The 13,385-nt window shown below is 60.6% G+C and carries 14 protein-coding genes; 11 read left to right on the top strand and 3 right to left on the bottom strand.

Translation table 11 applies throughout. The features are described from left to right. Positions 1 to 2 precede the first annotated feature (2 nt). The 6 genes from nuoL to ACR0KM_RS11650 are packed head-to-tail and all read left to right on the top strand — an operon-like array spanning position 3 to position 8,393. Positions 3 to 2,132 carry an NADH-quinone oxidoreductase subunit L gene (gene nuoL / locus ACR0KM_RS11675; protein ID WP_480861400.1) on the top strand — a complete coding sequence of 710 codons (2,130 nt, stop codon included), beginning with the start codon at positions 3 to 5 and terminating at the stop codon, positions 2,130 to 2,132. Continuing rightward, positions 2,132 to 3,676, top strand: a complete 1,545-nt coding sequence (locus ACR0KM_RS11670) for an NADH-quinone oxidoreductase subunit M (protein WP_480861401.1) — start codon at positions 2,132 to 2,134, stop codon at positions 3,674 to 3,676. The genes nuoL and ACR0KM_RS11670 overlap by 1 nt, the downstream gene beginning before the upstream one ends. Before the next feature lie 15 nt (positions 3,677 to 3,691). Beyond that, positions 3,692 to 5,134 (top strand): NADH-quinone oxidoreductase subunit NuoN, encoded by a 1,443-nt coding sequence (gene nuoN, locus ACR0KM_RS11665; protein WP_480861402.1) that lies wholly within the window; start codon positions 3,692 to 3,694, stop codon positions 5,132 to 5,134. A 54-nt stretch (positions 5,135 to 5,188) separates the two neighbouring features. Then, complete coding sequence (locus tag ACR0KM_RS11660) at positions 5,189 to 5,938, top strand: biotin--[acetyl-CoA-carboxylase] ligase (RefSeq protein WP_480861403.1); 750 nt, start codon at positions 5,189 to 5,191, stop codon at positions 5,936 to 5,938. 11 nt (positions 5,939 to 5,949) lie between these two features. Beyond that, the gene (locus ACR0KM_RS11655; RefSeq protein ID WP_480822536.1) at positions 5,950 to 6,729 is read left to right on the top strand and encodes a type III pantothenate kinase; all 780 of its coding nucleotides are present in this window, start codon (positions 5,950 to 5,952) and stop codon (positions 6,727 to 6,729) included. Then, a complete protein-coding gene (locus ACR0KM_RS11650; RefSeq protein WP_480861404.1) occupies positions 6,726 to 8,393 on the top strand; it encodes a ribonuclease J in 1,668 nt (555 codons plus the stop codon). The genes ACR0KM_RS11655 and ACR0KM_RS11650 overlap by 4 nt, the downstream gene beginning before the upstream one ends. Here the strand turns inward: ACR0KM_RS11650 and ACR0KM_RS11645 are convergent. After that, positions 8,390 to 9,091, bottom strand: a complete 702-nt coding sequence (locus ACR0KM_RS11645) for an NUDIX hydrolase (protein ID WP_480861405.1) — start codon at positions 9,089 to 9,091, stop codon at positions 8,390 to 8,392. The two genes, ACR0KM_RS11650 and ACR0KM_RS11645, sit on opposite strands and share 4 nt — an antisense overlap. After that, positions 9,088 to 9,486 carry a DUF983 domain-containing protein gene (locus ACR0KM_RS11640; protein ID WP_480861406.1) on the bottom strand — a complete coding sequence of 133 codons (399 nt, stop codon included), beginning with the start codon at positions 9,484 to 9,486 and terminating at the stop codon, positions 9,088 to 9,090. Before ACR0KM_RS11640 ends, ACR0KM_RS11645 begins: the two co-directional genes overlap by 4 nt. A 220-nt stretch (positions 9,487 to 9,706) precedes the next feature. Between ACR0KM_RS11640 and ACR0KM_RS11635 the strand changes: the two genes are divergently transcribed. The 4 genes from ACR0KM_RS11635 to ACR0KM_RS11620 are packed head-to-tail and all read left to right on the top strand — an operon-like array spanning position 9,707 to position 11,587. Continuing rightward, on the top strand, positions 9,707 to 10,162 hold the full coding sequence (locus tag ACR0KM_RS11635; RefSeq protein ID WP_480531416.1) for an EF-hand domain-containing protein: 456 nt from the start codon (positions 9,707 to 9,709) through the stop codon (positions 10,160 to 10,162). Between the two features lie 6 nt (positions 10,163 to 10,168). After that, positions 10,169 to 10,783, top strand: coding sequence for an RNA polymerase sigma factor (locus tag ACR0KM_RS11630; protein ID WP_480861407.1), 615 nt, complete (start codon positions 10,169 to 10,171; stop codon positions 10,781 to 10,783). Further along, positions 10,776 to 11,117 carry a hypothetical protein gene (locus ACR0KM_RS11625; protein ID WP_480861408.1) on the top strand — a complete coding sequence of 114 codons (342 nt, stop codon included), beginning with the start codon at positions 10,776 to 10,778 and terminating at the stop codon, positions 11,115 to 11,117. Before ACR0KM_RS11630 ends, ACR0KM_RS11625 begins: the two co-directional genes overlap by 8 nt. Next, entirely contained in the window at positions 11,114 to 11,587 is a 474-nt protein-coding gene (locus ACR0KM_RS11620) for a periplasmic heavy metal sensor (RefSeq protein ID WP_480861409.1), read from the top strand. The genes ACR0KM_RS11625 and ACR0KM_RS11620 overlap by 4 nt, the downstream gene beginning before the upstream one ends. Positions 11,588 to 11,599: 12 nt before the next feature. Here ACR0KM_RS11620 and ACR0KM_RS11615 read toward each other — a convergent pair whose 3' ends face one another. Further along, the gene (locus ACR0KM_RS11615; RefSeq protein WP_480861410.1) at positions 11,600 to 13,000 is read right to left on the bottom strand and encodes a diguanylate cyclase; all 1,401 of its coding nucleotides are present in this window, start codon (positions 12,998 to 13,000) and stop codon (positions 11,600 to 11,602) included. Positions 13,001 to 13,089: 89 nt separating this feature from the next. Between ACR0KM_RS11615 and ACR0KM_RS11610 the strand changes: the two genes are divergently transcribed. After that, positions 13,090 to 13,374 carry a DUF3572 domain-containing protein gene (locus ACR0KM_RS11610; RefSeq protein ID WP_480861411.1) on the top strand — a complete coding sequence of 95 codons (285 nt, stop codon included), beginning with the start codon at positions 13,090 to 13,092 and terminating at the stop codon, positions 13,372 to 13,374. Positions 13,375 to 13,385 lie beyond the last annotated feature (11 nt).

The following is a 13,385-nucleotide window of genomic DNA, read 5'->3' as shown; positions in this document are numbered from 1 at the left end:
CTATGGAAACCACCATCCTCTTTGCCCCGCTGGTGGGCGCGCTGCTCTGCGGGTTTGGCTGGCGCTTTATCGGCGAGAAGGCGGCCATGTGGACCGCGACGGGCCTGCTGTTTCTGGCCTGTCTGCTGTCGTGGATCGTGTTCTTCACATTCGATGGCGTCACCCAGCAGATCGAGATCATGCGCTGGATCGAGAGCGGCTCGCTGTCGACAAGCTGGGCCATTCGTCTGGACCGGTTGACCGCGATCATGCTGATCGTGGTGACGACGGTTTCGGCGCTGGTTCACCTCTATTCCTTCGGCTACATGGATCACGACCCGCAATGGCGCGAGGGCGAAAGCTATAAGCCGCGTTTCTTTGCCTATTTGTCCTTCTTCACCTTCGCCATGCTGATGCTGGTGACGGCGGACAATCTGGTGCAGATGTTCTTTGGTTGGGAGGGCGTGGGCGTCGCCTCGTACCTGCTGATCGGGTTCTATTATCGCAAACCATCGGCCAATGCGGCGGCGATGAAGGCGTTCATCGTCAACCGGGTCGGCGACTTTGGCTTTGCTCTGGGCATCTTTGCGCTCTTCCTGCTGACCGACAGCATCAACTTCTCGGACATTTTTGCTTCGGCAGCGACCTTGTCGGAAACGCAGCTTCATTTCCTGTGGGGTGAGTGGAACGCGGTTGAAGTAATCTGCGTCCTGCTCTTCATCGGCGCGATGGGTAAATCGGCGCAGTTGATCCTGCACACGTGGTTGCCGGACGCGATGGAAGGCCCGACACCAGTGTCGGCCCTGATCCACGCCGCGACCATGGTGACCGCAGGTGTATTCCTTGTCTGCCGCATGTCGCCGCTGATGGAGTTCGCGCCGGGTGCGACCGGTTTCATCACCTTCCTTGGGGCCTCGACCGCGTTCTTTGCGGCGACCGTGGGTCTGGTGCAGACGGACATCAAGCGCGTCATCGCGTATTCGACCTGTTCGCAGCTGGGTTATATGTTCGTTGCGGCGGGCGTCGGCATGTATTCGGCGGCGATGTTCCACCTGCTGACGCACGCGTTCTTCAAGGCGCTGCTGTTCCTTGGGGCCGGTTCGGTGATCCACGCGATGCACCACGAGCAGGAGATGACTGAATACGGCGGGCTGCGGAAGAAGATCCCTTATACCTTCTGGGCGATGATGATCGGGACGTTGGCCATTACCGGTGTGGGTATCCCGCTGACCACCTTCGGCTTTGCCGGGTTCCTGTCCAAGGACGCCATCATCGAAAGCGCCTATGCGGGCGGTACTGGCTATGCCTTCTGGATGCTGGTGATCGCGGCGATGTTCACCTCGTTCTACAGCTGGCGTCTGATCTTCCTGACCTTCTATGGTGAGCCGCGCGGGGACAAACATACCCACCAGCATGCACATGAAAGCCCGAAGGTCATGCTGATCCCGCTGGGTGTACTGTCTCTGGGCGCGGTCTTTGCCGGGATGCTCTGGTACGGCAATTTCTTCGGCCATGCGGACAAGGTCGGCAAGTTCTACGGTATTCCAGTTGCGGAGGCTTCGGAACATGCCGAGGGCGGAGACCACGCGGCGGATACGGCGCATGGGGATGACGCCCACGCTGAAGATGATCATGCGGATGGAGGGCATGGTGAGAAAGATGCCCATGGCGATCATCACTATGCATTCGTGGGTGAACCGGGTGAGGGCGCGCTCTATATGGCGCCGGATAACCATGTGCTGGACGACGCCCATGCTGCTCCGAAATGGGTCAAGGTCTCGCCCTTTGTTGCGATGCTGCTTGGGTTCGTCGTGGCCTACTGGTTCTATATTGTGAACACCTCGCTGCCTGCGCGTTTGGCTGCGAACCAGCGTCCGCTGTACCTGTTCCTGCTGAACAAGTGGTACTTTGACGAGATCTACGATGCGATCTTCGTCAAACCGACCGTGGCTTTGGGCCGCTTCCTGTGGAAACGCGGTGACGGCAATACGATCGACGGCTTCCTGAACGGAGTGGCGATGGGCGTGGTGCCTTTCTTCACCCGCCTCGCGGGCAAAGCTCAGACCGGTTACATCTTTACTTATGCCTTCTGGATGGTCTTGGGCATCGCCGCCCTTGTCACCTGGATGTCGATCGGCGGAGGCGCACACTAATGGACAATATCCTATCTATTGTCACCTTCATCCCCGCCATCGCCGCAGGTATTCTGGCCCTGTTCCTGCATGGCGAAGATGCAGCCGCGCAGCGCAACGCCAAATGGGTCGCACTGGTTGCAACGACTGTGACGTTCTTTGTGTCCATCGGCATTTATACCGGCTTTGACCCCAACAACACCGGCTTTCAGATGGTGGAAGAGGGTGAGTGGCTGCTAGGCCTGAAATACAAGATGGGCGTGGACGGCATCAGCGTTCTGTTCGTGCTGCTGACGACCTTCATCATGCCGCTGACCATTCTGGCCAGTTGGAACGTGACCGACCGCGTGAAGGAATACATGATCGCCTTCCTGCTGCTGGAAACGCTGATGCTGGGCGTGTTCATGGCGCTGGATCTGGTGCTGTTCTACCTGTTCTTCGAGGCCGGTCTGATCCCGATGTTCCTGATTATCGGCATCTGGGGCGGCGCGAACCGCATCTACGCCAGCTTCAAGTTCTTCCTGTATACCTTCCTCGGCTCGGTTTTGATGCTGGTCGCGATGGTCGCAATGTACGCCGACGCAGGCACCACCGATATCGAAGCGCTGATGAGCCATCAGTTCTCGTCCGAAGGGTTCAGCGTCATGGGCATCTACATCGTCGGCGGCATGCAGACGCTCATGTTCCTGGCCTTCTTCGCCTCGTTCGCGGTGAAGATGCCGATGTGGCCGGTGCACACCTGGTTGCCGGACGCACACGTTCAGGCCCCGACGGCAGGTTCGGTCGTGCTGGCGGCGATCCTGCTGAAAATGGGCGGCTATGGCTTCCTGCGGTTCAGCTTGCCGATGTTCCCTGTGGGATCGGCGGTGATGACCGATCTGGTGCTGTGGATGTCGGCCATCGCTGTCGTCTACACCTCGCTTGTGGCGCTAGTGCAGGAGGATATGAAAAAGCTGATCGCGTATTCCTCGGTCGCGCATATGGGCTTTGTGACCATGGGCATCTTTGCGGCGAACCAGCAAGGGATTGACGGTGCGATCTTCCAGATGATCAGCCACGGCTTTATCTCGGCCGCGCTCTTCCTGTGCGTCGGTGTGATCTATGACCGGATGCACACCCGCGATATTGACGCTTACGGAGGTCTGGTAATCCGGATGCCCGCATACGCGCTGGTCTTCATGCTGTTTACCATGGCGAACGTGGGCCTGCCGGGCACCTCCGGGTTTATCGGCGAGTTCCTGACCCTGATGGGCGCATTCCAGGTCAATACCTGGGTAACGGCCGTGGCTGCGACCGGTGTGATCTTCTCGGCCGGTTATGCGCTGTGGCTCTATCGCCGTGTGGTCTTTGGCGACCTTATCAAAGAAAGCCTGAAAGCCATCACCGACATGAGCTCGCGTGAGCGTCTGATCTTTGCGCCGCTGATCGTGATGACCATTCTGCTGGGTGTTTATCCATCGCTGGTAACTGATGTGATCGGACAATCGACCGCTGCGCTAATCTCGAACTACGACACGGCTCTGGCCGCGGCTGAGGCTGCGACCCAGACGGCCGCCTCGCATTAAGGAGGCTTTGGAGACATGATCCAGGCTGATCTGACAATTATCATGCCGGAAATTGTTCTGGCGGTTTATGCGATGGCCGCGTTGTTGGGGGCCGTCTACACCACCAAGGACGCGCTGGCACCGGTGCTGGTCTGGGCCACCTCGGGCCTGATGGCGGTGCTGGCGATCTGGATTGCAATGAATGGCGACGGTGTGAACGTCGCCTTCAACGGTATGTTCGTGGATGACGGTTTCGCCCGGTTCGCAAAAGTCGCGATCCTGCTGTCCGCCGCCGCGGTCCTGTTGATGAGCCAGGACTACATGGCCCGCCGCGACCTGCTGCGGTTTGAATACCCGTTGCTGGTCGCCCTTGCCGCTGTTGGCATGATGATGATGGTCAGTGCCGGTGACCTGATGTCGCTTTATATGGGCTTGGAACTGCAGTCACTGTCGCTTTATGTGGTGGCCGCTCTGCGCCGTGACAGTGCGAAATCCACCGAGGCGGGTCTGAAGTACTTTGTACTCGGCGCGCTCAGCTCGGGTCTGCTGCTCTATGGCGCGTCGCTGGTTTACGGCTTTACCGGCACCACGCTGTTCTCGGGCATCATCGAGACGGTCCATCATGGAGATGTCTCGATTGGCCTGTTGTTTGGTCTGGTCTTCATGATTTCCGGTCTGGCGTTCAAGGTGTCTGCGGTGCCGTTCCATATGTGGACACCGGACGTCTACGAAGGATCTCCGACGCCGATCACGGCGTTCTTTGCCACCGCGCCGAAAGTGGCGGCCATGGCGCTGTTCGCCCGTTTGATGCACGACGCGTTTGGCGGTGTGATCAAGGACTGGCAGCAAGTCGTCGTGCTCCTGTCGGTCCTGTCGATGCTGCTGGGCGCGGTTGCGGCGATCGGACAGCGGGACATCAAGCGGCTGATGGCGTTTTCGTCGATCGCCCATATGGGCTATGCGCTGATCGGTCTGGCTGCGGGAACGGAAATGGGCGTCAAAGCGATGCTGATGTATCTGGCCATCTATGTGACTATGAATATCGGCACCTTCGCCTTCATCCTGATGATGGAGCGTGACGGCAAGCCGGTCACCAATATCGACGCGCTACGCCAGTTCTCGAAACGTGATCCGGGCAAGGCACTGGCCCTGCTGATTCTGATGTTCAGCCTTGCGGGGGTCCCACCGATGCTGGGCTTCTTTGCCAAGTTCGGCGTCTGGCAGGCCGGGATCGATGCGGACCTGTTTGGACTGGTGATCGTCTCGGCCATCGCCTCGGTGATCGGTGCGTTCTATTACCTGCGGATCGTGTTCTACATGTATTTCGGCGCCGAGAACGAAGACCCGATCGAAACACGTTCCTCTCCGGTTCTTTGGACGGCGTTGATGGGGTCAGCCGCGCTGATGCTGATCGGCGTGTTCTATCAGTTCGGCGTGGAAGGCGCAGCAGCAGCTGCGGCGGCGACGCTTGTCAACTGATCCGGTTGCGCAGCAGACCCAGAGGGCTCGGTCGCATGACCGGGCCTTTTTGACATGAGCGACTGGCCGCAGGGATACGGCCTGCATGTGCTGCAGCAGGTCGACAGCACACTGAACGAAGCCACACGGATCGCACCCACTGCGACGGGTCCGGTCTGGATCATGGCGCATCACCAGACGGCGGCGCGGGGGCGTCGGGGCAGGGCTTGGGCCAATCCCAAGGGAAACCTTGCGACAACCCTGTTGATGCGGCCCGACGGACAGCCCGAGCAGGCTGCGCTGCGCAGCTTTGTGGCAGCGCTGGCGCTGTTTGATGCCTGCGTGGCGGTGACCGGTCGTGCGCAGGGACTGGCGCTGAAATGGCCAAATGATGTTTTGCTGAACGGCGGGAAGCTGGCCGGCATATTGCTGGAAAGTGCCGGGCAGGGCAAAGGTGTGATGCACCTGTCCATCGGCATCGGTGTCAATCTGTCCGAGGCCCCCACACCGGACACAGTCGAACCCGGAGCGGTGCGGCCCGTGTCTTTGCTGTCCGAGACCGGTGCTCAGGTGTCGCCCGAAGACTTCCTGACCGAGCTGGCAGCAGCCTTCGCCCGTTACGAAACCCAATTCACCACCTATGGGTTCGAGCCCATCCGCACCGCCTGGCTGGCCCGAGCGGCCCGGCTGGGTGAGGTCATCACCGCCCGTACCGCAACGTCCAAGACGGTCGGAACCTTCGAAACGGTGGACGCGGGCGGCAACCTTGTCCTAAACACCGCCAAGGGCCGCGTCAGCATACCTGCCGCGGATGTTTATTTCTAAAGGGGGCGCAAATGCTTCTGGCCATTGATTGCGGCAACACAAACACCGTTTTCTCGATCTGGGATGGCGAGAAGTTCCTGTGCACCCTACGCACCTCGACCCATCATGCGCGCACGGCGGATGCGTATTTCACTTGGTATTCCACACTGGTCAAGCACTACGGGATCGAGGCGGATATTACCGATGTGATTATCTCATCCACGGTACCGCGGGTGGTGTTCAACCTGCGTGTCTTTGCGGATCGGTTTTTTGGATGCCGCCCGCTGGTCGTGGGCAAGCCCGACTGCCTGCTGCCCGCCAACCCGCGTGTCGATGAAGGGACGCAGGTGGGGCCGGATCGGCTGGTCAACACGGCGGGCGCCTACGAGCGGTTTGGCGGAGACCTGATCGTGGTCGATTTCGGCACTGCGACGACCTTTGATGTTGTGGCTCATGACGGGGCCTATGTCGGTGGTGTCATTGCGCCGGGTGTCAACCTTAGCCTTGAGGCGCTGCATCTGGCTGCAGCGGCGCTGCCGCATGTCGATATATCGAAGCCGCAAAAGGTGATCGGCACGCACACGGTGGAATGCATCCAGTCGGGTGTGTTCTGGGGCTATGTCGGTCTGGTGCGCGAGATTTGCGCCCGTATCAAGGGTGAGTCCGGGGTCCCGATGAAGGTGATCTCGACCGGTGGGTTGGCCCCGCTGTTCCAGCAGGCGGCTGAGCTGTTTGATGAATTCGAAGACGATCTGACGATGCACGGGCTGACCGTGATCCATCGCTATAACAAGGAAAACGGATCAGCATGAGCAACGAGAGACTGATCTATCTGCCGCTGGGCGGTGCAGGCGAAATAGGCATGAACGCCTATGTCTATGGGTACGGCAAACCGGGACAGGAGCGCCTGATCCTTGTCGATCTGGGCGTTGCGTTCCCGGACATGGACACCTCGCCCGGCGTTGACCTGATCTTTGCCGACATCAGCTGGCTGAAAGAACGCGCCGACCAGCTTGACGCGGTTTTTATCACCCACGCGCACGAAGACCATGTCGGCGCGGTTGCCCATTGCTATGAGGCGTTGGGCGCACCGGTTTATGCCCGCGCCTTTACCGCTAATATCGCGCGGCGCAAGATGGAGGAACACGGCCACCCGACCGAGGCGGTGCAAACCGCCTCGCCATGGCCCGAGCAGATCAAGGCGGGGCCATTTACGGTTGGCTTCCTGCCCGTATCGCACTCGATCCCCGAAAGCGCCGGGTTGGTGATCGACACGCCTGCGGGCCGCGTCGTGCATTCGGGCGATTTCAAACTGGACGCCGACCCCGTGGTGGGTGAGGCGTTCGACCCCGACCTGTGGGCCGAGGTCGCCAAGCCGGGCGTCAAGGCGCTGGTTTGCGACAGCACCAATGTGTTCTCGGCCCATCCCGGACGCTCGGAATCCGAGGTCGGCCCCGAGATCACCCGTCTGGTGCAAGAGGCCAGCGGAATGGTGATCGCCACGACCTTCGCGTCTAATGTGGCGCGGGTGAAGACGCTGGCCGAGGCTGGGCAGAGGGCCGGGCGGTCGGTCGTGTTGCTGGGCCGCGCGATGCGGCGGATGATCGAAGCCGCGACCGAGACTGGTATCCTCACGGATTTCCCAAAGGTGATTAGCGCCGAAGAGGCCGTCGACGTGCCGCGTCAGAACCTGATGCTGATCGTCACCGGCAGTCAAGGCGAGCGCCGCGCGGCCAGCGCCCAACTGGCGCGGGGTAAATATCGCGGGCTTGAGGCGAAAGAGGGCGATCTGTTCCTGTTCTCGTCCAAAACCATCCCCGGCAATGAGCGGGGTGTGATCCGCATCATCAACCAGCTCAGCGAAAAGGGCGTTGATGTGGTCGATGACAGCTCGGGTCTCTATCACGTTTCGGGCCACGCCAACCGGCCCGACCTTGAGAGGGTCCATGCGCTGGTTGACCCGCAGATGGTGATCCCGATGCATGGCGAACACCGTCACCTGCGCGAACATGCCAAGCTGGCCGAGGCTGGTGGGCGCACCGGGATACTGGCTGTGAACGGCACCATGCTGGACCTGACCGGCAATGCGCCCAAGGTGGCGGACTATATTGAAACCGGTCGGACCTATCTGGATGGCTCGGTGAAGATTGGTGCGCTGGACGGGGTTGTGCGCGACCGCATCCGCATGGCGCTGAACGGCCACATCACCATCACGGTCATTCTGGATGAAGAGGATGAACCACTGGGTGAACCCTGGTGCGACACCATGGGCCTGCCCGAGATGGGATCGTCCCGTGCCGGGCTGGTCGAGGTGCTGGAAGAAGACCTCAATCAGTTTCTGATGCGGGCCGGGGCCAAGACTCTGCGCGACGATGACAAGCTGGAAGAAGGCCTGCGCCGGATCGCGCGCCAGACCGCACAGGCCGAGATCGGCAAAAAACCCGAGGTCACCGTGGTGGTCAGCCGGATGCGTTAATCCGCATAAGGCATGGGATAGCCCCGAAGCTGCAGGAACAGGCTGGCCTCTTCATTGTTCAGAAAGAAGGGCACGGTTTCGGGCGGGTTCGGGTCTGCCGCGCGGGCGGCGATTTCGGCCAGAACGACCTCGGTTATGAAGGGCAGATCGTATTCGCGGGCCTGTCGGATTTTCACCCATTGCAGATGAGACAACTCGTCCGAGGCATGGGTGAAATCATCCAGATCGCCCTGAATGGCGTCGGCATCGACCAGAAAGAACCGCGCATCAAACCGGCGGGGCCGTCCGGGCGGTGTGACAGCGCGGAACACGAATTGCAGCGCCGAGGCCGAGGGGACAAAGCCCATTTCAGCAAAGCTCTGCCAATCCGTTGGCACGTCGCCCTGCCATGTGCCGGGTTGCCCTAGGATCAGCCCGGTTTCCTCCCACAATTCGCGGATTGCAGCGGCGGCCAGAGCGTTTTGCAACCCGGCCTCAGACTGCTGCGACAGGCGGTCGGTGCACAGATCGGGCAGTTGGGACGCCAGCGGCACATCTGCGTCCGCCGGGTCGACCGCACCGCCGGGAAAGACGAACTTGTTCGGCATGAAGGCCGCATTGGCCCCCCGTTGCCCCATCAGGATCGACGGATCACCCAGTCTGTCCCGCAGGACAATCACCGTGGCGGCATTGCGAATGGCGGTTTTGTCCGCACTCATGCGGTTTTGCCGAACCCGTGCATCCGTCGCGCCCATTGATAGGCCACAACGGCCCCTTTCAGACGTGGCAGCAGATATAGCGACAGCGCCACGCAGCCAATCGAAAACGCGATCGCCATGGTCCACGGATCAGGCCGCCAATGCACGTAAGAGACATGCAGCGCAGGCGCCAGCAGGTGCCCGACGATCAGGATCGTCAGATAGGCCGGGCCATCATCGGCGCGGTGGTGAAACAGCTCTTGCCCGCAATGCGAACAGGCGTCGTTCACCTTGAGATAGCCGTGCAGCAGCTTGCCCTCGCCACAGTTCGGGCATTTGCACCGAAACCCCCGGATCAGGGCGGGCTTGGTCGGGCGGTCTTCCTCGATCGTGGAATCGATGGTCTGATCAGTCATTTGAATCTCGCGCGTTTGTCCTGAGGCGATATAGGCCAAGCCGGGCCGTTCGGGAAAGGGGGTGCGTCGCTTTGCGGCGGCATCTCGCAACCTAGCAGGAAACGGGCCTGTTTCAAACAAGGCACGAAAAAGTTGAGCCACGGGCGACGGAAACCTACCGGCCCCGCGTTTGAACAGTATCAGCGGCGGCACAGGGCCGCGCGTATCAGGGAAATATGTTATGAAAAACGCAAACCTCATCTCAGTCCTCGTTGGAACCGCTGTTGCGGTTACCGCAACCTCGGCCTTTGCCAAAGGACAGCGCGTGACCTTCGAGGAACTCGATATCGACGGCGACGGTCAGGTGACGCTGACCGAGATCACCGAACAGCGTATGCAGAAGTTCACCTCGGCCGATGCGGACGGAGACGGGCAACTGAGCGTCGAGGAAATGCAGGCGGCGGCTCAGGTCAAGGCCAACGAGCGTGTGACGAAGATGTTCGAGAAGCACGATGCCAATGCGGATGGCTTCCTCAGCGAAGATGAATTGCCCAAACCGCGCCGTGCCTCCAAGATGTTCGAACGCATCGACGCCGATGGCAACGGGTCGATCTCGGAACAGGAGTATGCGGATGCAAAGGACCGGATGGGCCGCAAGCACAAGCGGCATCAGAAGTCGGATACCGACAACAACTGATGCGGGATGGAGGATCTGACCTCTTATCCGGACATGGCGCATGGCGGTTCACTCGCCATGCCCGACCCCAGCAACGAGGCGTTGCTGGGCCTGTTTGCTGATGGCGATGGCGCGGCGGCCCGCTTGCTGACCGACCGGCTGGGCCCCCGCTGTTATTCGGTTGCCTTGCGGATGCTGGGCAACCGGGCCGAGGCCGAGGATGTGACGCAAGAGGCGATGATGCGCCTGTGGAAGATCGCCCCGGACTGGGTGCCGGGGCAGGCGCAGATTTCGACCTGGCTCTATCGCGTGACGCTGAACCTGTGCGTGGACCTGCGGCGCAGGAAACGGCCTGAGACGTTGGAGAATGCGCCCGAGCCCGAGGACGGAGCCGCCAGCGTGGTCGAGCAGATGCAAGAGGTCGCGCGCCGCGATGCTTTGCAAGATGCTCTGGACCAGCTACCGGATCGGCAGCGGCAGGCTGTTGTTCTGCGGCATATCGAAGAGCTATCCAATCCCGAGATTGCTGGGATCATGGATATCTCGATCGAGGCGGTGGAAAGTCTGACCGCGCGGGGAAAACGGTCTTTGACGGCGATACTGGCCGGGCGCAAGGATGAACTGGGGTATGAACATGGCTGATCACGACAAGGAACTGGAGGATCTGTTTGCGCAGGCGCGTGCCACGCGTGATGTGTTTCCTGACGCGCTGGCGGTTCGGATCGAAACCGATGCCGAGGCGGTGCGCCTGGCGCGCAAGACCAGAACCGCGCCCTCGTGGCGACAGCGCCTGCGAGGCATTGGTGGCTGGCAGGGGCTGGGCGGTCTTGTGGCCGCCAGCGCGGCGGGCGTCTGGATCGGTTTCGCGGCCCCGACTTTTTTGCCGGACCCGGTCGAGTACTTGGTTTCTTCGGACACGACATATCTGATGGCCGATCTGAATTTCGACGATGATTATCTGGAGGATGCGGAATGACCGATACGCCTGCACCCAAGCGCCGATGGATGCCGATTTTGCTGATTGTTTCGCTGGCCATTAACCTGCTGGTGGCTGGTGTTGTCATCGGTACCATGCTGCGTTTCAAGGATAGGGATCAGGTGATAGGCCCGCCGGGATTCGGTCCGACCTTGTACTACGCACTGCCGAAAACCGAGCGCAAAGCGCTACGCAGCGAGTTGTCGGCGCTGCGGGGTAAGGGGTCCAAGCGGCGTGAAGAGGATTTTGGAGCGCTCAGTCAGGCCCTGCGGGCTGTCCCGTTCGAGCCGACTGCCGTTCAGGCACTGCTTGCGCAGCAGGCGCGCGCGACCTCGGACCTGCAAGAGGCGCTGCACGATCAATGGCTGACACAAGTCACGGTCATGACGGATGAAGAGCGCGCCGTTTATGCCGACCGTTTGGAGCAGGTGGTCAAGCAGGGGCCGCGCAAGCACAAAAAGCGCGATTGATCGACTGGCTCGTCACGCCGCGCTTTTGCGGATTTGCACCTGGTTACGCCCGGCTTTCTTCGCCGCATAAAGCGCTTTGTCCGCGGACTGAAGCAGGCGGTTCACCGGGCTTACGTCTTGGCTGGCGGTCAGGTCCGGCGGCGCGCATAACTTGAGGCCGATGCTGATTGTGACCGGAATCAGCGTAGCCTGATCAGGCAGCGGGAAGGGTCTGCTGCATATGCTTTCGCAGATGAGATCAGCTTGTCGCAAAGCCTTCTGTGCCGAGGTCTGCGGCAGCGCGATCATAAATTCTTCACCCCCGATGCGGGCTACGAAACCGGGCAGTCTAAGCGCAGCTTCCAATCTGCGCGCCACTTCGCAGAGGACCAGATCACCGGCGGCGTGCCCGTAGCGGTCGTTGATGGACTTGAAATGATCGAGATCGCCCAACATCACCGCAAAGCTGTGTCCGCTGCATAAGGAGTGTTGGGCGATCCGTTCGAGCGCACGCATGGCATAGCGTCGATTGTGCAATCCGGTCAGGGGATCGGTCAGCGACTCGGCCAATCCCTTGCGCAAAGTCGCCCGCAATCGGTCATCGTGGGTTTTGCGCGCGATCTGGGTTTCCAGCCGCAGCGAGATTTCATCTGTATTGAACCCACCCAGACAGACGGCATCCGCTCCGCGATCCAGCGCCTCGGCGGCGAGGTTCGTATCCTCATCCGGCAGAACCGCGATCAGAACCGTGTGTCGAGTGCCGCTGCGAGAACGCAGATCGGCCAGCAGTTTCAGGCTAGCCGCTTCTGCTCCAAGCTCGATTATGATTGCGTCCGGTGGAACGTCGCCCAGCACACCGCGCAGGTTTGGCAGGGTGTGGGCACTTAGCCGGTGGCGGGTCTGCCCGCTCAGGGCTTTGCTCCATAACGCGCCGGTGCGGGGCGAATACGTCAAGAGTGCGATCCGTGCAGCCGGCGCAGGTGCGATCAGGGCCGCAGGTGGTTCTGCAAAGCCCATCGATTGCGGATCATCGCGCGCGTCGAGGTCATGCCGGTCAGCCCGCGCGCGCAGCAGGCTGCGAATACGGGCCAATAACAACGTATCCTTGAGCGGATAGCCCAGCACATCATCCAGCCCGTCGGAAAGTGCGCGCAACCGCGCGGCCTTGTCGTTTTGTGGGGCAATGGCCACCACGGGAATATCCGCAAGCGCAGGCTCGGCCTGCATCATCCTTTTCACGTCGGCTGCCGTACCATCCGGCAAAGTCTGCGCGGTAAGGATAAGATCCGGTCGCGTCCGCCGCGCAAGCGACGTCAACCCAGAGAGCTTTTCGCCCTGCACAACATGATACCAGGCCGCAGTCAGTTGCACCTTGAGCATAATGCGATTGGTCGAAACACCGTCGAGGACGAGTATGGTGCCTTGCACAGACATAGCCATTCACCGTTAGATTGCATGCGTTGCCAAAGTGTTTATGAGTCTGGTTAACAAACCCTTTCCAAGACACGATCCGGGGCCAGTTTATGCCGATCTCTGCCAACTCCGCCGAAACTCTGGCCTTGAACGTGCTGGGTTGGCTGGTCGGAAACGAAGAGCTTTTGCCTGTTTTTCTAGGTGCCAGCGGTGCGTCCGCTGAAGATTTGCGTGCCCGCGCGGGCGAGGTCGAGTTCCTGACCTCGGTTCTCGATTTCCTGATGCTTGACGATTCGTGGGTGATCGCCTTTTGTGACGCCAATTCCGTCCCCTACGATCTGCCTGGTCAGGCCCACGCGGTGTTGGCGGGCACATCGGACATGCACTGGACCTAATCTGCAGGAGC

The sequence above is a fragment of the Ruegeria sp. G10 genome (assembly GCF_056533645.1).
The sequence above is the reverse complement of the archived record's forward strand: the minus strand, read 5'-3'. Positions and strand labels throughout refer to the sequence as shown.